This window comes from Mesorhizobium sp. B2-4-7 (assembly GCF_006442685.1).
Taxonomy (GTDB): Bacteria; Pseudomonadota; Alphaproteobacteria; order Rhizobiales; family Rhizobiaceae; genus Mesorhizobium.
Window position 1 is genome coordinate 1 of the sequence record NZ_VFVH01000012.1, and the last position, 16,696, is coordinate 16,696.

At 64.4% G+C, this 16,696-nt stretch carries 16 protein-coding genes and 2 pseudogenes; 6 read left to right on the forward strand and 12 right to left on the reverse strand.

Annotated features, from left to right (window positions below; translation table 11 throughout):
• Positions 1-325 precede the first annotated feature (325 nt).
• Positions 326-1,402 carry a siderophore-interacting protein gene (locus FJ946_RS25760; protein WP_140567155.1) on the forward strand — a complete coding sequence of 359 codons (1,077 nt, stop codon included), beginning with the start codon at positions 326-328 and terminating at the stop codon, positions 1,400-1,402.
• A 40-nt stretch (positions 1,403-1,442) separates the two neighbouring features.
• Here FJ946_RS25760 and FJ946_RS25765 read toward each other — a convergent pair whose 3' ends face one another.
• From FJ946_RS25765 to FJ946_RS25785, 5 genes and pseudogenes are all read right to left on the reverse strand, one after another.
• Positions 1,443-2,546 carry an AbrB family transcriptional regulator gene (locus FJ946_RS25765; protein WP_140567152.1) on the reverse strand — a complete coding sequence of 368 codons (1,104 nt, stop codon included), beginning with the start codon at positions 2,544-2,546 and terminating at the stop codon, positions 1,443-1,445.
• 62 nt (positions 2,547-2,608) lie between these two features.
• Positions 2,609-2,866, reverse strand: coding sequence for a type II toxin-antitoxin system prevent-host-death family antitoxin (locus FJ946_RS25770; RefSeq protein WP_140524939.1), 258 nt, complete (start codon positions 2,864-2,866; stop codon positions 2,609-2,611).
• A 5-nt stretch (positions 2,867-2,871) separates the two neighbouring features.
• The gene (locus FJ946_RS25775; RefSeq protein ID WP_140567149.1) at positions 2,872-3,180 is read right to left on the reverse strand and encodes a putative quinol monooxygenase; all 309 of its coding nucleotides are present in this window, start codon (positions 3,178-3,180) and stop codon (positions 2,872-2,874) included.
• Between the two features lie 63 nt (positions 3,181-3,243).
• Positions 3,244-4,034, reverse strand: a pseudogene (locus FJ946_RS25780) (SDR family oxidoreductase).
• Between the two features lie 67 nt (positions 4,035-4,101).
• Positions 4,102-4,539, reverse strand: a complete 438-nt coding sequence (locus FJ946_RS25785) for a DsrE family protein (RefSeq protein ID WP_140567146.1) — start codon at positions 4,537-4,539, stop codon at positions 4,102-4,104.
• Positions 4,540-4,641: 102 nt separating this feature from the next.
• Here FJ946_RS25785 and FJ946_RS25790 point away from each other — a divergent pair, with 102 nt between their 5' ends.
• The 3 genes and pseudogenes from FJ946_RS25790 to FJ946_RS31325 all read left to right on the forward strand — a co-directional run bounded on the left by FJ946_RS25790 (position 4,642) and on the right by FJ946_RS31325 (position 6,425).
• Positions 4,642-5,733 (forward strand): hypothetical protein, encoded by a 1,092-nt coding sequence (locus FJ946_RS25790; RefSeq protein WP_140567143.1) that lies wholly within the window; start codon positions 4,642-4,644, stop codon positions 5,731-5,733.
• Between the two features lie 66 nt (positions 5,734-5,799).
• Positions 5,800-6,045: a type II toxin-antitoxin system VapB family antitoxin gene (gene vapB / locus FJ946_RS25795; RefSeq protein WP_140561430.1), complete on the forward strand. Its 246-nt coding sequence runs from the start codon at positions 5,800-5,802 to the stop codon at positions 6,043-6,045.
• Positions 6,042-6,425, forward strand: a pseudogene (locus FJ946_RS31325) (type II toxin-antitoxin system VapC family toxin). The gene vapB and the pseudogene FJ946_RS31325 overlap by 4 nt, the downstream one beginning before the upstream one ends.
• Positions 6,426-6,431: 6 nt before the next feature.
• Here FJ946_RS31325 and FJ946_RS25805 read toward each other — a convergent pair.
• The 6 genes from FJ946_RS25805 to FJ946_RS25830 all read right to left on the reverse strand — a co-directional run bounded on the left by FJ946_RS25805 (position 6,432) and on the right by FJ946_RS25830 (position 14,156).
• Positions 6,432-7,379 carry a cation diffusion facilitator family transporter gene (locus FJ946_RS25805; protein ID WP_140567140.1) on the reverse strand — a complete coding sequence of 316 codons (948 nt, stop codon included), beginning with the start codon at positions 7,377-7,379 and terminating at the stop codon, positions 6,432-6,434.
• A gap of 5 nt (positions 7,380-7,384) precedes the next feature.
• The gene (locus FJ946_RS25810; RefSeq protein ID WP_140567137.1) at positions 7,385-9,574 is read right to left on the reverse strand and encodes an anthranilate synthase; all 2,190 of its coding nucleotides are present in this window, start codon (positions 9,572-9,574) and stop codon (positions 7,385-7,387) included.
• Positions 9,575-9,796: 222 nt separating this feature from the next.
• The gene (locus FJ946_RS25815; RefSeq protein ID WP_140524933.1) at positions 9,797-10,852 is read right to left on the reverse strand and encodes a succinylglutamate desuccinylase/aspartoacylase family protein; all 1,056 of its coding nucleotides are present in this window, start codon (positions 10,850-10,852) and stop codon (positions 9,797-9,799) included.
• Positions 10,853-10,944: 92 nt separating this feature from the next.
• Positions 10,945-12,123: an MFS transporter gene (locus FJ946_RS25820; protein ID WP_140496075.1), complete on the reverse strand. Its 1,179-nt coding sequence runs from the start codon at positions 12,121-12,123 to the stop codon at positions 10,945-10,947.
• Positions 12,124-12,321: 198 nt separating this feature from the next.
• Complete coding sequence (locus FJ946_RS25825) at positions 12,322-13,698, reverse strand: FAD-containing oxidoreductase (protein ID WP_140567134.1); 1,377 nt, start codon at positions 13,696-13,698, stop codon at positions 12,322-12,324.
• Positions 13,695-14,156, reverse strand: a complete 462-nt coding sequence (locus FJ946_RS25830) for a DUF4126 domain-containing protein (protein ID WP_140567131.1) — start codon at positions 14,154-14,156, stop codon at positions 13,695-13,697. Before FJ946_RS25830 ends, FJ946_RS25825 begins: the two co-directional genes overlap by 4 nt.
• A 133-nt stretch (positions 14,157-14,289) precedes the next feature.
• Here FJ946_RS25830 and FJ946_RS25835 point away from each other — a divergent pair, with 133 nt between their 5' ends.
• Positions 14,290-14,847, forward strand: coding sequence for a sugar O-acetyltransferase (locus FJ946_RS25835; protein WP_140567128.1), 558 nt, complete (start codon positions 14,290-14,292; stop codon positions 14,845-14,847).
• Positions 14,848-14,862: 15 nt separating this feature from the next.
• Here the strand turns inward: FJ946_RS25835 and FJ946_RS25840 are convergent, their stop codons facing one another.
• On the reverse strand, positions 14,863-15,867 hold the full coding sequence (locus FJ946_RS25840) for a helix-turn-helix domain-containing protein (RefSeq protein ID WP_140567125.1): 1,005 nt from the start codon (positions 15,865-15,867) through the stop codon (positions 14,863-14,865).
• Positions 15,868-15,999: 132 nt separating this feature from the next.
• On the opposite strand from FJ946_RS25840, the gene FJ946_RS25845 reads away from it, so the two are divergent.
• The gene (locus FJ946_RS25845) at positions 16,000-16,644 is read left to right on the forward strand and encodes a cysteine hydrolase family protein (RefSeq protein WP_140556122.1); all 645 of its coding nucleotides are present in this window, start codon (positions 16,000-16,002) and stop codon (positions 16,642-16,644) included.
• Positions 16,645-16,696 lie beyond the last annotated feature (52 nt).

Below are 16,696 nucleotides of genomic sequence, written 5' to 3' on the forward strand. Positions count from 1 at the left end.
CAGCCTCCATCCGCTGGCGATAAAACCGGACAACTCACGTGCTACCTAATCCGGACAACTCATCTGCTTACGACAGCCGTACCGAAAGCCATGCCGACAGCCGGGCGCGTGCCGGGCCACGTTCCGTCTGACGTCGTCGCCGACGTGCGTGCCCTTCCAACAGGCCGAGGCCGGACCTGGCCGCCAACGGGACGTAGCGGTTCAATATATAAGATGACTTATGTATTCAAGTTTCTGTGGAAACTTCGGAACGTCTATGGCATGCCGCTGCCGGCGCGGCCCTCCTGCGGCCGATTGCTTCAAACCGTTTCGAAAGACGCGAACGATGGACCAACTGCGAGCGCAAACCCGGATCAGCGATGCGGCGATCAGGTCGGTGATGGACCGGCTGCGCACCGAGCACAGCGAATTCGAGGTCGAGACCGGTGTTGCCGATCGATGGGAACTTCGCCTGTACTACGGTTCGCTGAGCGCGGCACTCGAGGGCGACTCCATGCTGATCCGCGTCTCGGCCGTAGACGAAACCTGCCTGTCCTACATGAAGATGACGGTCGCCGGCCACGTCGCGCAGCATCTCGGAACGACGAGCGGACTGCGCTGGCAAGGCGACGGCAGCGACACCGGCACCCCGATCTTCTTCCGCGAAATCACGGTGGTGTCGTCAAAGCGGATTTCTCCGCACATGCAGCGCCTGCGCTTTGCAGGCGATGATCTTGGCCGGTTTACCCATGGCGGCCTGCACATCCGGCTGCTGCTGCCGCCGCGGGGCAGGCCGCCCGTTTGGCCCTCGATAGGCGCCGACGGCCTGCTTGTGTGGCCTGCCGGTGAGGATGCGCTCACCGTCCGCATCTACACGATCCGGGCGGTGGATCCGACAAGCGGTTGGCTCGATGTCGATTTCGTGCTGCACCCCGGCCATGACACGCCCGCCGCCACATTCGCGCAGAACGCGGTGGCGGGAGACGTCATCGGCATGATCGGGCCAAGCGGCGGCGAGACGCCGACGGCGCCGACCCTGCTGCTGGTCGGCGACGACACAGCGCTGCCGGCAATTGGCCGGATTCTGGGGGAACTGCGGCCGTCAACCCGCGTCGAGGCGCTCATCGAGGTCGATGGCCCGGACGACCGCATCGCGCTGGCGCAAGGCGACAACATCGAAATCACCTGGCTTTACCGGCACGACCGCGCGGCCGGCACCGCCGGCCTGCTGGCGGCCGCCCTGCGCGAGCGCAGCCACATGGCGCTTGCCGATAACCTCTACGTCTGGGCCGGATGCGAGTTCACGGACTTCCGCGAGATCCGCAAGATCGTGCGCAAGGAGTGGGGCCTGGGCCGCGACCGGCACCTGGTAACGGCCTATTGGCGTCGCGACGCGCAGGCCGAGGGCGACGACGAGGATTAGGATCGATCCATAAGTATGCCGGCAGCCGGGGCGGAGCAGCCTATTCCTTCACCGCGCGCGCTACCAGCCGCGCGATGCTCGGGCCGACAAGCAGCACGATCAGGAAACGCGCCGACTGGAGCGCCATGATGAAGGAGATGTCGACGTTCTGGGCGGCGGCGGCGATGATGGCGACGCTGTCCATGCCGCCGGGGCTGGTCGCGAGATAGGCGGTCAGCGGATCGATGTCGAGCAGATGGCTGATCATGAAGGCGAGGCCGCCGCAAAAGGCGATCAGAGCCACGATCGAAGCGACGATCTGCGGCAGGGCACGTGTCGCATGGCGCAGGATCGGCCTTGTGAAGTTCAGCCCGATCGACCATCCGACCATGGCGTAACTGACAGCCAGCAGCCAAGGCGGCAATTGCATCGGCACGCCGAGGCCAAGGTGGATCACCGCGCCGAAGATGAAGGTGCCCAGAAAGGAGGGCGAAGGCAACCGGCAAAGCCTTCCCGCCAGCCCGCCGACCAGCGCGATGCCAATGGTTGCTGCTAAGGCTTGGGCATCGATCGGCGGAAACCAGATAATCGGCGGGATTTCGACGCCTGACGTGTCGACCCACATCTTGGCGACAATGGCCGCCGTCATCGAGACGAGGATGACACGCAGATACTGCATGAAGGCGACGAGGCGCTGGTCGGCGCCGAAGGCGCCGGCCATCAGCACCATTGCGGTGGCCGCGCCTGGGGAGGATCCCCAGACGGCGGTCGTGCCGGGCAGGATGCGCCACCGGCTGATCAGCCAGCCGAGCAGGCTGGACGCCGCGACGGTGGCTGTCACTGCGCCGAGGAACAGCGGCCATTCGGCATAGAAGACGCGAAAAATGTCGGCCGAGATCGAAGCGGCGATGAGGCAGCCGACGATCGCCTGGGCGGAGCCGAACAGAAGCCGCGGCACGCGCACGGTAGCGCCGTTGGTGCCGGCGACGATGGCCGCCAGCATCGGCCCGATGAGCAGCGCCGCCGGCAGCGCGGCCAGTTCGAGCGCACCGGCAAACAGCACGGAAATGACGAGGAGGGCCAGCCATTGCCAAGGCTTGCGCATGCGCGCCATGCGCTCGACGGCCGGCTGGCCAGGAGACGGCTGCTTGGGCGAGGAATCCATGTTCTGGTCTTAGACTGAGCGGTAAGGGATGCGAACCCCCGCTGCATCGAAAAGCGATCGCCTCAGATGTCTGTGCCGAACAGTTGCTCGATTTCTCCACCGCTCATGCGATCGAAACGGTCGGACACCGAAAACTGACCAGCCATAAAGCCAACCCGTCGCGATTGTACCGGCACCGATTGATCCATAGGAATGACCTTGACCAATGACTTGCCAGCCTTGGCGATCATGAAAGGTTCGCCGTTGGCGGCTCGCTGAACGAGACGTGAAAGATTGGCCTTCGCATCGCTAATGTTCACGATTTGGGTCGAGTCATCCACCCGGATCAGCCCGCCTTGTCGTCAGCCAATCCAAAGCCGCCGACGGGGTTGGTTTCCACCTGGAACTCGAAGCCGGCGATGAAGGGCCTTGCCTTGGCGATGGCCGCCTGGACTTCGGGAAGCTGCAGCGAGGCTTTGTGGCTTGCCTGGTCAGTCCACACTTCCGTGACCCATATGGCATCGGCATCGGCCGGGTCGGTGGCAACGATATAGCTCAGGCAGCCGGGCAGGGCGCCGGTGCTGGCGCGCAGGACGTCCATGACAGCGTCGCGCTGGCCGCGGGCCGCCCGCATCTTGCCGATCAGACCGTACATCCCTTCGTCTCCCTTCAGCGTTTTCGACAAGAGTATACCGTTCGTCAGTATGCAGGTCGCGGCTCAAGGCATCAACTGGCCACCATTCACCTCGATCACCTGGCGGTGATGTAGCCGCTCAACAGATCGGAGGAGAGGAACAGATAAGCACCGACGCAATCTTCAGCCGTGCCGGCGCGCCCCTGCGGAATGGTGGCAACCATGCCCCTGATCTGCTCTTCGGTCGAGTAGCGTTCGTGGAACGGCGTGAGGATGGTGCCGGGTGCCACCGCGTTGACGCGAATGCCGAAGCCGATCAGTTCCTTGGCCATGCCGCGCGTGACGTTGGAGACGAAAGCCTTGGCCGAGCCGTAGAGCCCGGCGCCACCGCCCGCACCGTTGCGCGCGGCGATGGACGAGGTGTTGACGATGAAGCCGCCTTGTCTCTTCAACCACGGGATCGCCTTGCGCGACGCGGTCAGCACCGAACGCGCGTTGAGATCCATCACCGCGTCGTAATGCGCCTCTGTCTGCTCGGCGTAGGGCACGCGGCCGAGCATGCCGCCGGCATTGTTGACCAGCCCGTCGAGGCGGCCGAAATGCTGCGCGCTGTCCTCGACGACGCGTTCGACGTCGGCGGCCAGGGAAAAATCGCCCTGGACGAGAAACACCTCGCCGCCATTGTCGCGAATGGCTTTGCCAAGTTTCTCGGCGGCGTCACGGCTGGAATTGTAGTGCAGTGCGACCAGACATTTCTGCGCCGCATAAGCCAAGGCGAGCGCCGCGCCGATGCCGGTCGAGGCGCCGGTGACCAGCACCGCCTTGCCGGCGAGATCGGGAATGACAAGCCCGAGGGGAGTGGTTGTCGCTGGCACTGTCGTTTCTCCGGGATTTCGCGGTTCTTAGCTGGTCTTGCTACCCTTGCATTCAGTCCATGCAGCTTCAAGGCCTGAGATAGGCATAGCCCTGGCTTTGCAGTTCGGCGAGCTTGACGACGCCGCCACTGTCGGCCGCATGAAAACCGTCGAGCAGGTCGGCGAGCGAAATATCCATGCCGTGCATGGTGTTGGCGCAGGCATGCGGATCGAGCCCTTGCTGGATGAGACCGGTGAAACGACCGGAGATCGCCGCCGATATGCCCTTCGACTTGAAACCGGCAAGAGCCGGACCATGGACGACCAGCGCGATATCGACATTGCCGCCGGTGCCTTCGTAATGGTTCTTGATGTTGCCCAGCACGAAATTGACCTTGTCGAGGTCACTGAGATGATAGGCGACCTTCAATCTCGTGGCCTCGGTGGCCGCGGCTTGCGCCACCCGCAGTCCAATCAGCGTGCCGGCTCCGACGAGAATCGCGCGGAACATGTCGCGTCGACGCATGGCGATGGTTCCCCCCGGGTTGACAGATGGCCGCGAATTGCGTGGCCGCGACGCCGAGTGTAGCATAAATCGGCGTCGCGTCCTGCCGATGCGGAGGGTCACATGGCGTTCGAACAGAGACTGGCAAGCGTCCTGTCCGGAGCGGCCTTGTTGAGCCTGCTGGGCGCGACGGCTTTCGCCGACGAGGCGGCCAAGCTCACCGAACTCAGTCCCAACGGTCAGGACGCCTGTTTCGGCCGCATCTACGATGCCAACCACCTCAAGGCGCATCCGGAGCAGAAGGTGGCCCGAATCTTCTTCTACTACGGCCATGATCCGGTCAGCAGGCCGAACGAGGAACCGGCCGCGAATGCCGGCACGTCCTACAATGGCTTCGTCACAACCACGGTGCGTGGCGCCAAGGCTCCGGAATGGGCCGGCGGCTGGTGTAGTCACCAATCCGAGGATGGCGCATCAAACCCGATCCATTGCGGCATGGAATGCGACCGCACGCTGGCGTCGCTGAAAGTCGACCACAAGGGCCGGCTGATCCTTTCGGACCTGCAGCCCGATGTCTATCTCGATGCCGGTTCCGAGGAGGAACTCGGCACGACTGAATACAACAGGCAGGCGCTGGGGTCGCGGGACGACAATTTCCGTCTCGACCCGATGCCGGCAGCGACCTGCAAGGCGGAGTTCGCCCGCATCGACCCGATCGACCCAGCGATGGGTCCGCCGCTGCGCGACCGGCTGAAGCCCGACCAGGCCTTCTGCTACGGACGCGACTACGATGCCGCGCATTTCGGTTCGCATCCCGACCAACTGACGCAGTCGATCCGCGTGTTCCGTGGGCCGGTCGAACTGGCTTCATTCGCGGCGGGCGGCGACCTTGCCAATTGGCCTGACGGCGCCGACATCGCCGTTTCGGTCACGACGCGGCAACAGTCGGGCAAGGTCACGCAGGTCTATTCCTGCCAGGGCGAGGCCGACCAGTGGCGCTGCGCGGCGAGTTCGAAGATGAGCGATTTCTCCTGCGATATCACGCAGAAGGAGATTTTCCTCAAGCGCGGCGCCAATGGCATGATGATGCTGGCCAATCCCAACAACAGCCTGGCGATCGTCGATTTCTGTTCACAGGCAGCCGACGGCAAGACGAAGTCGGACGATAAGATCTACCGGCTGGAACCGATGCCGCAATCGGCTTGCGCGCCTTGAGCGGAGCCCTGTTTAGGTCAGCGCGAAGGGATATATCTTTGCTATATCTCATTTGAGGATAGCACGATGGACAAAGCAAAAGTGTTCTGGTCAGGCAGGTCCCAAGCCGTGCGCCTGCCGAAGGAGTTCCGTTTCGACACAGAGGAGGTCTCGATACGCCGTCACGGGCAAACCGTCATCTTGGAACCGCTTGCGCAGGACTGGGCGTGGCTCGACCAAGTGATTGGACCGCTTGATAATGATTTCGCAGAGGCAGCGCTGGAACGTCAGGACGGGCAGGATCGAGCTGCCTTGGGCGACGTCTTCAAGTGATCTACCTGCTCGACACCAATGCCGTCATCGCGGTCATGAAGGGCGATGAGGGTCTGCTTGCCTGCTGAAACGGCATAGGCCGCAGGACTTTGCCGTCTCGCCTATCGTCGTGCACGAACTGTACTATGGTGCTGAAAAGAGCTAGCGACGGGTCGAAAATTTGGCGCGTATCGAGGCTCTGCAGTTTCCTGTGCTCGAATTCGATCGGGAAGACGCGAGACATGCCGGAGAAATTCGGGCAACGCTTGCCACATTGGGAACTCCAATTGGTCCCTACGATGCGTTGATTGGTGGGCAGGCGCGCGCGCGATCTTACGCTGATGACCCGCAATATCCGGGACTTCGAGCGGATCAAAGCTCTGTCAGTCGAGACGTGGTGAACTGCCTCACGCGAACGGCACCGCCGTCGTGCCCTTCGGCAGCTTGGCCTCATCATCGGGCTCGACATGGATGGTGACGCGCACGGAAGGGATTTCCGCCTGCAGCGCATCCTCGATGCGGTCGCAGATGACATGGCTGGCGCCGACCGACATGTCGGCATCGACGACGAGATGGAATTCGATGAAGGTGGCGCGGCCGGCGATGCGTGTCTTGAGTTCGTGCACTTCGAGCGCGCCTTTGCAATTGGCCGAAATGATGTCGCGGATGCGCATATGCTCCTGGGTGTCGACTGCGCGGTCCATCAGCCCGTTCATCGACGAGCCGATAACATGCCAGCCCTGCCAAAGAATGTTGAGCGCGACGATCACGGCCAGCGCCGGATCGAGGATCTGCCATCCGGTCAGCACCGCGCCGACAAGGCCGGCGAAGACGCCGACCGAGGTCACGACGTCGGTCATGATGTGTTGGCCGTCGGCGACCAGTGCCGGCGATCTTGCGTTGCGCCCTGTACGGATCAGCGCCCAGGCCCAGAAGGCGTTTATGACCGTCGCCACACCGTTGACGGCAAGCCCTTCCCAAGGCTGCTGGAGCGGGACGGGGTGGAGCCAGGATTGCCAGACCTCGTTCAGGATCAGGAGTGCCGCGACCACGATCAGCACGCCTTCCAGGACGGCCGAGAAATACTCGGCCTTGTGGTGGCCGAACGGATGGTCCTGGTCGGCAGGCTTGTAGCTGACCTGGATCGCCCAGAACGTGGCGGCCGAGGCGATGACGTTGACGATCGATTCCAGCGCGTCCGAATAAAGTGCGACGGAACCGGTGATGTACCAGGCGGCAAGCTTGAGTGCGAGCACCACACAAGCGACGACGATCGACCAGAAGGCAAGCCTTGCGACCTTGCGCCTGGTCGCGGCCTTCGCCGCGACCGCCATCGTGTCCCGCGTTTCGACCATCGTCTCTAGGCGGCCTTGTCCTTGGCCTTGCGCGGCAGGTGGGCGACGATGTTCTCGATGATGCGCATGCCGGCATTGTGGCCGAGCGTCATGATCGATTCCGGATGGAATTGCACCGCGGCGATCGGCTCCTTGCGGTGCTCGAAGGCCATGATGACGCCGTCTTCGGTCTCGGCGGTGACCACGAAATCGTCGGGTAGCCGCACCGGATCGGCGAAGATCGAATGGTAACGGCCGACGGTGACTTCCTTGGGCAGGCCGGAGAAGATGATGCCGGGCTTGGAGACGCGAATGCGCGACGGCTTGCCGTGCATCGGCACATGCAGCTGCCGCAATTCGCCGCCATAGGCCTCGGCCAGCGCCTGCAGGCCGAGGCAGACGCCGAAGATCGGCAGCTCGCGGGCGCGCGCTCGTCCGATGGTGGCGGCGCAGTCGAAATCCTTGGGCGTGCCGGGACCAGGCGACAGCACGACGAGATCCGGCTTCAGCCGGTCGAAAACTTCTTCCGGCACGGGGGTGCGCACGGTCGAGACATTGGCGCCGGTCTGACGGAAGTAATTGGCCAGCGTGTGGACGAAGCTGTCTTCATGGTCGACGAGCAGGATGTTGACGCCGTCGCCGACGCGCGCGGTGGTGCGCTCGGTGCTGGCGGCATTGCCCGTCTTGGCGTCGCGGATGGCGGAGAGCATGGCGGAGGCCTTCAGTTCGGTTTCGGCTTCTTCTTCCTCGGGAATGCTGTCGAACAGTAATGTGGCGCCGGCACGCACCTCGGCAATGCCGTCCTTGATGCGGATGGTGCGCAGTGTCAGGCCGGTGTTCATATCACCGTTGAAATTGACCATGCCGATGGCGCCGCCATACCAGGCGCGCGGGCTCTTCTCGTTCTGCTCGATGAAGCGCATGGCCCATAGTTTCGGCGCGCCGGTGACGGTCACCGCCCAGGCGTGCGAGAGAAACGCGTCGAAGGCGTCCATGCCTTCGCGCAGCCTGCCCTCGATATGGTCAACCGTGTGGATAAGCCGCGAATACATCTCGATCTGGCGGCGGCCGATGACGCGCACCGAACCCGGCTCGCAGACGCGCGACTTGTCGTTGCGGTCGACATCCGAGCACATTGTGAGCTCGGATTCGTCCTTCTTGGAATTGAGCAGCTTCAGGATCTGCTCTGAGTCGGAAATGGCGTCGTCGCCACGCTTGATCGTGCCCGAGATCGGGCAGGTCTCGACACGGCGGCCGTTGACGCGCACGAACATTTCGGGCGAAGCGCCGATCAGGTATTCGCCTTCACCCAGATTAATGAAGAAGGAATAGGGCGAGGGGTTGATTGACTTCAGCTTGCGCGAAATCTCGGAGGGTTGGGTCTCGCAGCGTTCGTAGAACATCTGCCCGGGTACGACCTCGAACAGGTCACCGCGCTTGAAGCTGTCCATCGCGCGGCGCACAAGATTGGCGTATTCGCCGGGTTCATGGTCGCCGCGCGGCGGGATACGGTCGGCAGTCTTGAACGGCTCGGCGATCTCGTCGCGCGGCAGGCCTTCGGTCGAAAAACCCTTGCCGGCGTAGTCATATCGATCGGTCCAGGCCTTGGCCGAATAATGATCGACGACCAGGATCTCGTCGGGCAGGAACAGCACGAGATCGCGCTGGCTTGGCTTGCGTTCGAGCTTGTAGTCGACCGGATCGAACTGGAAGGCGAGGTCGTAGCCGAAGGCGCCGTAAAGGCCGAGATTGGCGTCTTCGGCGGTCTTGAACAAGGCGGTGATGGCGCGCAGAACCGTGAAGACGGAAGGAACGCGGCTGCGTTCTTCTTCGGTGAAGACGCGGCCCGGCTTGGCGATGTCGAGGCGGATCAGCTTTTTCGACGCCTCGGCGATCGTGATCTCGGCGATATCGCCGAGCGTCTTGACGATGACCGGCAGAAGCACCTCGCCCCGCCGGTTCAGCGCCTCGATGCGCATGGACCGGCCACGCGCCGAGATCACCAAAGGCGGGTCGATGATGGCGGTGTCCCAACGCGTATAGCGGCCGGGATATTCATAGTTCGAAGAAAACACCGCGCCCCGGCGCGCATTCAGCCCGTCAACATAGGCGTCGATGGCGCCTTCATAGGGCCGGTCGTGGCGCTCGCGGGTGATGGTGATGCCACCCCCGGTCACAAAACTCTCTGCGCCGTTGTCCAGAACCTTCATCGTCATTGCCGTCTCCATCAGCTTCTTGGGCAACGGACCCGGGAATGGCTTGGAAAAAACAAATGGCCGCCCGGACATTCCGCTGCGGCCACCCTCTCTTTTCACGCGCACGCGTTCGAACAGGCCGCTGTCAGCAGGCCCACCACCAAACGGTCTTGATCGAACGCATGTTCATGGCGATTCCCATAGCGGCGATTGAGCGACCGCGCAACTGGATTCGGTGGAGGCTCAATCTTCCAGGGTGCCGGACCTTGCGTCGGCGCTCTTCCTGTCGCCCACCAGTTTCAACAGATCCTCGCCGGCGCGGATGATGCGGCGCGAGCGCCGGGTCAGGACGATGCCGGCCTGCGGCGCGAACACCTCGGTGCGGCCATCGGCTTCGCCCGGTGCGTGGACGATGACGGCAAGCCGCGTGTCCTTGGCGACGCGGTCGCCGGGCTCCACGTCATAGAGCACGGCACCCGCCCGGGGCGCCGGCATCATGTCGATGTTTTCGAGCGGCGCGACAACCCCGGTGAAGGCACCGGGTGAGGGCAGGGCCGGGTCGGCGACTACGCCGCGCGCCACCAGCAGCCGGTAGAGCCCCGCGGCGTCCGACGCCGCGAACGCGCCATCGACATCGAGGATGCCGCGATATTCGACCGTCGTGACGACGCGCCGGCCGAGCTTCGCCACATCGGCGGGAACGTTCTGATAGGGCATGATCGAGGCGCCCTCGAAAGTGCCGTCCGTGTCTTCACTCCACAGCACCACCGCCTCGACGCCCATGGCGGCGGCGCAGTCGGCCATTGCCGGCCACAGGCTTGTGTGGACATACAGGTAGGAGAGACCCTCGTCGTCGCAATGCAGGTCGAGCACGATGTCGTGGCCGAGCGAAAGCTGCACCAGTCTCGTCTTCAGCCGCTGGTCGGGCGTGCCATGCGCGGTGTCGGGCAGGAGTGCCGTGTCGGGCGCAGCGAGCAGCGGGAAACCGCGGTTGAAGTTGGTGCGCGTGCCCAGATGAAAACGGCCCTGATGTTCGCCGAAATGATACTGGGCGCGGCCGATCGGATTGGCCCAGGGCACGATGGTGATGTCGCCCTTGATGCGCCCCTCCGCCTCGGCCCTGGCCAGCATCGGCATCAGCGCGTCAATGGCGACGACTCCGGGCAGTTCGCCGGCATGAAGTGCTGCCTGCAGATAGGCCGAAGGCGCGGATTCGTCGGTTCCAGCGAAGCGAAACAGCGGGAATTCGTAGGAAACCCCTTCGCTGTCGCCGGCTATGCGTTCGATCGATTTCTGCATGGGGTCTTTCTCCGTCGAGAGGCGAGAAGACATGCCTCTTCGACTGTGCGCTTGTCGATTGGTCCAGGCTGTCGCGCTATGGGCGCAAGCAGCTACTGCGCGGCAGGTTGAAGAGTGACGACCGGAGCGCGCTGGTCCAGTGCCCGCGAGGCAACGGCTACGGCGACCGCCAGCAGAGCGAGTGCCGCGCCCACCAGCGGCAGGTTGGCATAGGAAACGCCCCAGGAGAGCGCCACGCCGCCGATCCAGGCGCCGCTGGCGTTGCCGACATTGAAGGCGCCCTGGTTCAGCGTGGCGGCAAGGTTCGGTCCCTCGGAAGCGGCTTCCACGACACGGATCTGCAACGGCGGCACGACGACGAAGACGAGCATGCCCCACAGGAAGACGATGCCTATGGCGACACTGGCGATAGCGCCGAACTGCATGAAGCCGACAAACAGGACCGCCAGCAGCAGCAGCGTGCCGATGACCGTCGGCATCAGCTTCCAGTCGGCCAGCCGGCCGCCGATGATGTTGCCGATGGTCATGCCGGCGCCGAACAGCAAGAGCACCCAGGTGACCGCTGAAGTCGAGAGGCCGGACACGTCGGTGAGATAGGGTTTGATGTAGGTGAAGACGGCAAACAGGCTGGCTGAGGCGAGCGCCGCGATCAGCATGGCCAGCCACACCTGCAGCTTGCCGAGCACGCGCAATTCGCCGCGCAAGCCGTCGCCGCTTGGTTCAGTGACATCCGGCGGCACTAGCCAAGCGATCGCCGCGACCGAGATCAGCCCGATGCCGACCACCGCCAGGAAGGTGGCGCGCCAGCCGAAGGCTTCGCCAAGCGCCGTTCCGGCGGGAACGCCGAGGATGTTAGCCAGCGTCAGGCCGGCGAACATCAGCGCGATGGCGCTGGCACGCTTGTTGCGGGGCACCAGGCTGGCGGCGACGACCGAACCGATGCCGAAGAAGGCGCCGTGGCCGAAGGCGGTGAAGACGCGCGCGCCCATCAGCATCCAGTAATTGGGCGCGATGGCGCAGAGCAGGTTGCCGACGACGAACAGTGCGGCCAGTCCGACCAGCACCGGCTTGCGCGGCAGATGCGCGGTGGCCATCGCCACGATTGGCGCGCCGAAGACCACGCCCAGCGCATAGCCCGTGACCAGCAGCCCGGCCGCGGGAATGGTCACGCCAAGGTCGGCGGCGACCTCCGGCAGCAGACCCATGATGACGAATTCGGTGGTGCCGATGCAGAAGGACGCAATGGCAAGCGCAAGGATCGGCAAAGGCATGGGAGGTCCAGACTGAATCGGTTCAAATGGAAACTGCGCGAGCGCCCCATGGCGCACAAGCGCCATTGCCGCAATGCAGCAATGCAGAAAGCGGAGAGCAAAGAGGCACTGGCAGCGGTGCTTGTGCCGTGCCCTGCCGGGCTAGACGACCCTGACCGAACCCGCCCGAGCGGCCGAACCGACCGGCTGAGCCGGAGTTCAGACCAGCGGCTTCAACTCCTGGGCGATGGTAGGCAGCAGTTCCGAGACATTGGGGTGGATGTGCATGGCGCGCGCCAGCGTGTCCACAGGTGCCTTGGCATACATCAGATCAAGCACGCAATGCACGGCTTCATCGCCGCCGGGGCCAAGCACGCAGCAGCCGAGGATTTCCCTTGTGTCGGCGTCGACGAGGATCTTCATGAAGCCTTGCGTCTCGCCTTTCTCGATGGCACGGCCGACACGGGTCATCGGCCGCTGGCCGACCAGCGCGCGGCGTCCCGACTTCTTCACCGACGCCTCGGTCATGCCGCAGCGGCCGAGCGGCGGGTCGATGTACAGAGCGTAGGCCTCGATGCGGTCGGTGACCTTGCGCGGATCATTGTCGAGCAAATTGGCCGCAACGATCTCGTAATCGTTGTAGGACGTGTGGGTGAAGGCGCCCTTGCCATTGCAGTCGCCCATCGCCCAGATGCCGGGCACGCTGGTGCGCAACTGGTCGTCGACGGTGATGAAGCCGCGTTTGTCGACCTCGATGCCGGCCTGGTCGAGGCCGAGATCGTCGGTATTGGGCGTTCGCCCCAGAGCCAGGAGCACATGCGAGCCGACGGCCGGCGGCTTGCCGGCGGAGAAGGCAACAGCAATATCCTCGCCCTGCCTGGCGAAGCTTATGGCGTCGGCGCCGAGATGGACCGCGATGCCTTCGTTTTCGAGGATCAACAGGATGGCGTCGGACACATCCTCGTCTTCGCGGCCGATCAGCCGCGAGCCCTTTTCGATAATCGTGACCTCCGCGCCGAAGCGGCGGAACATCTGCGCGAATTCGAGCGAGATGTAGCTGCCGCCGACCACCACGAGGTGGCGCGGCAACACGTCGAGGTCCATCATCGAAGAGTTGGTGAGAAAGTCGATGTCGTGAATGCCGGGCAGATCCGGTAACGATGCGCGGCCGCCGGTGTTGAGAAAGATCTTGCCGGCGGTCAGGAGATCATCGCCGACGCGCACCGTGTTGGCGGATTCGAAACGCGCATGGCCGCGATAGAGCGTGCATTTATCCATGTCGGCGATCCAGGTTTCCAGGTTGCCGCGGGCGTCGTTCGACACCTTGTCCTTGCGCGCCTTGACCCTGGCATAGTCGACGCCGACCGGGCCGGAGAGGGTCACGCCATAGTCCGCGGCGCGCCGCGCCAGATGCGCGGCATAGGCGCTGGCGACCATGGCCTTGGTCGGCATGCAGCCGGTGTTGACGCAGGTGCCGCCGACCAGCTTGCGCTCGATCAGCGCCACGCTCATGCCGGCCGCGGTCAGCCGGCCGGCCAGCGGAGGGCCGGCCTGGCCGGCACCGATGACGATGGCATCGAAGGTTTTCGCCGTCATGCCACCGCCGCCAGGATCAAGAGGCCGCCAACGATCGCGACCGCGTCCTCGATGAAGGCCGCGGGCTGGTCCTTGCCGAAGGCGGCCGCCAGCCGGCCGCGCGCCTCCGCGCCGCCGAGCGTGCCGATAACGGCCCCTATGGCGCCGGCGATCAGGCAGACGATGGTGGCGCCGCCAGTGGCGCCGATCACGGCGCCGCTGAAGGCACCGAGCAGGATACGGGCGCCGAATTGCTGCGGCACCTTGCGGCTCGGCGTCGACGGCAACTGGTCGGTGACCAGCTCGACGATAGCCAGAATAGTGAAAATGCCGACAGCGGCCCAGTGGCTCATGAAGCTTGCCCAGGTGCCGGCAACCGGCAGCCAGCCGAGCCAGGCGCCCCAGGCGACGGCGGCCGGCGCGGTCATGGCGCGCAGGCCGGCAATGACCCCGATCAGAAGTGCAAGAATGTAAAGCATGTTCATCCCCCTCGATCCCGGGCCGGGACAGCCCTGAAAAGGCAGGCTACCATAGGTCCGGTATTTGGCCAGTACTTGCATAGGCGCTCTCTTACGCCGCAACGGTGCGTGGCAATGATGACGGAGGCACCGCATGGCTGAGAGCGAACGCGCAAAAATGGCGGCGGGCGAGTGGTATACGTGCATGGATGACGAACTGGAGGCGCTGCGTGGCGTGGCTGCGGGCGCCGTATTCGAGCACAATTCGCTTGCGCCCCGTCAGCGCGGCAACATCGGGCCTGCCTTGCGGGATCTGCTCGGCGGCGCGGGCGAGGGCGCCCGCATCGAGGCGCCGGTCCACTGTGCCTATGGCTTCAACATCTTTCTCGGGGACGGCGTCTTTCTCAATGCCGGCTGCATCATTCTCGACACGGCAAGCGTGCGCATCGGCAAGGGAACGCTGCTCGGCCCCAATGTGCAGATCTATTGCGCCGAGCATCACAGGCAGGCCGCGGGGCGACAAGCCGGGCTGGAAATCGCCAGGCCGGTCGAGATCGGTGCCGATGCCTGGATCGGCGGCAGTGCCGTCATCCTCGGCGGCGTCAGCATCGGCGAGGGCGCCATCGTCGGCGCCGGCGCCGTGGTGACGCGCGACGTGCCCGCGAACATGACGGTGGTCGGCAATCCGGCGCGGGCGGTCAAACGCGGTTGAGTGCCCGGCGGGCGCTCAGTGCGAAAGCGCGTGCGGCGACCGGTCGCCCTGGTCGGCCCGCCTGGAAAATTCACGCCGGTATTGCGCCGGGGAGGTCCTGAGACGCGCCGAAAAATGCTGGCGTAGCGAAGCGGCGCTGCCGAAGCCGGCCTCGAAGGCCACGACGTCCATCGATTTTTCCGTCGCCTCGAGCAGACGCTGCGCCAGTTCAAGCCGTTGCTCGATCAGCCAATCGCCGAAACTGGTGCCGATCGATTTCTGGAAGCGGCGGGTGAAGGTGCGCCGTGTCATGCCGGCGACTTCGGCGACGCGGTCCAGGCTGTGCGCATCGCCGAGCGTCGCACGCACCGCGTCGAGTGCTTGTGTGAACCTGTCGGTATCGGCGCTCCTCGCCAGCGGGCGCTCGATGAACTGCGCCTGTCCGCCTTGCCGGTGCGGGGAGAGCACGATCTGCCGCGCGAGCCGCAGTGCTGCCTCGGCGCCGTAGCGGGCGCGAACGATATGGAGGCAGCAGTCGAGCCCGGCCGCGACGCCGGCCGACGTCACCACGTCGCCATTGTCGACATAGAGCACCTCGGCATCCACCGCGATGTCGGGATGAAGCTTCTGAAGCCGCTCGGCATAGGCCCAATGCGTGGCCGCACGCCGACCGCCAAGCAGTCCGGCAGCAGCGACTGCGAATGTTCCCAGGCAAAGGCCGACGATCAGGGCACCATTGCGGTGGGCCCGCCGCAATGCTTGGCTCAGCGGTTCCGGCAGCGGATCTTCGAGATCCCGCCAGCTCGGCACGATGATGATGTCGGCGCCATCGAGGCCCTCTAGCCCATGGGGCGCGGCGACGCTCAGCCCGGCCTCGGTGTGGACGGGACCGGCCTCGATCGCGCAGATGCGGAAGTCGAAGCGCGGCAGGCCGAACGATGTGCGATCCTCGCCGAACACCAGGCAAGGGACGGAGAGATGGAACGGGCTGATGCCGTCGAAGGCGAGGACGGCGACGACGGCGACGATCTGGTGGGTCATGTCTTCCGGGGATTTCTGCGCGGGGTTATGCGGATTGTCCCAATTCTTTCGAATGATGTCAATCGGGCCACTTTCGTCCGATGGTGGCGGACCTATGCTCGGGCATCACATCAAGCCTGAAAGGAATGCATCATGTCCGAACCAGCCAGCAAGACGCCGCGCCGCGCGCTCGTCGTCGTGGACGTCCAGAATGACTATGACGGCGGCAATCTCGCCATCCAGCATCCGCCGTTCCGCGACAGCGTCGTCAACGTGGCGCGCGCCATGGACGCGGCAGCCGCGGCCGGCATCAAGGTGGTGGTCGTCAAGCAGATGGCGCCGGAGACGTCACCAATCTTCGCCAAGGGCAGCCATGGCGCGGAATTGCATCCCGAGATATCGAGGCGGCCACGCGACCACTATGTCGAGAAGACGCTGCCTTCCGCCTTCACCGGCACCGATCTCGAAGAGTGGCTGCGCGCCAACGCTGTCGAGACGATCGTGGTGGTCGGCTACATGACGCATAATTGCGACCTGTCGACCATCATCCATGCCGTGCATATGGGCTTTGCCGTCGAGTTCCTGTCCGACGCGACCGGCTCGGTGCCTTACGCCAACAGCGCCGGCTATGCCTCGGCCGAGGAGATCCACCGCGTGGTGACAATCATCCTGCAGTCGCGCTTCGCCGCCGTGCTCAAGACCGCCGAATGGATCGAGTGCCTGAAGACCGGCACCTTGCCGGAACGCGATACGATCTTCGGCTCCAACCAGCGGGCGCTGTCGCGCAACGCTGCGTAGGAATTTCCGGAAACAGAAAGGGCGCCGCATCGCTGCGGCGCCCTTAGCACTT

Coding starts and splice junctions, on each gene's coding strand:
- FJ946_RS25840 (WP_140567125.1), bottom strand. CDS start 15,867: ATGACCCACCAGATCGTCGCCGTCGTCGCCGTCCTCGCCTTCGACGGC.
- FJ946_RS25785 (WP_140567146.1), bottom strand. CDS start 4,539: ATGCGTCGACGCGACATGTTCCGCGCGATTCTCGTCGGAGCCGGCACG.
- FJ946_RS25820 (WP_140496075.1), bottom strand. CDS start 12,123: ATGCCTTTGCCGATCCTTGCGCTTGCCATTGCGTCCTTCTGCATCGGC.
- FJ946_RS25760 (WP_140567155.1), top strand. CDS start 326: ATGGACCAACTGCGAGCGCAAACCCGGATCAGCGATGCGGCGATCAGG.
- FJ946_RS25810 (WP_140567137.1), bottom strand. CDS start 9,574: ATGACGATGAAGGTTCTGGACAACGGCGCAGAGAGTTTTGTGACCGGG.
- vapB (WP_140561430.1), top strand. CDS start 5,800: ATGGACAAAGCAAAAGTGTTCTGGTCAGGCAGGTCCCAAGCCGTGCGC.
- FJ946_RS25765 (WP_140567152.1), bottom strand. CDS start 2,546: ATGGATTCCTCGCCCAAGCAGCCGTCTCCTGGCCAGCCGGCCGTCGAG.
- FJ946_RS25845 (WP_140556122.1), top strand. CDS start 16,000: ATGTCCGAACCAGCCAGCAAGACGCCGCGCCGCGCGCTCGTCGTCGTG.
- FJ946_RS25790 (WP_140567143.1), top strand. CDS start 4,642: ATGGCGTTCGAACAGAGACTGGCAAGCGTCCTGTCCGGAGCGGCCTTG.
- FJ946_RS25830 (WP_140567131.1), bottom strand. CDS start 14,156: ATGCTTTACATTCTTGCACTTCTGATCGGGGTCATTGCCGGCCTGCGC.
- FJ946_RS25825 (WP_140567134.1), bottom strand. CDS start 13,698: ATGACGGCGAAAACCTTCGATGCCATCGTCATCGGTGCCGGCCAGGCC.
- FJ946_RS25835 (WP_140567128.1), top strand. CDS start 14,290: ATGGCTGAGAGCGAACGCGCAAAAATGGCGGCGGGCGAGTGGTATACG.
- FJ946_RS25805 (WP_140567140.1), bottom strand. CDS start 7,379: ATGGTCGAAACGCGGGACACGATGGCGGTCGCGGCGAAGGCCGCGACC.
- FJ946_RS25775 (WP_140567149.1), bottom strand. CDS start 3,180: ATGTACGGTCTGATCGGCAAGATGCGGGCGGCCCGCGGCCAGCGCGAC.
- FJ946_RS25815 (WP_140524933.1), bottom strand. CDS start 10,852: ATGCAGAAATCGATCGAACGCATAGCCGGCGACAGCGAAGGGGTTTCC.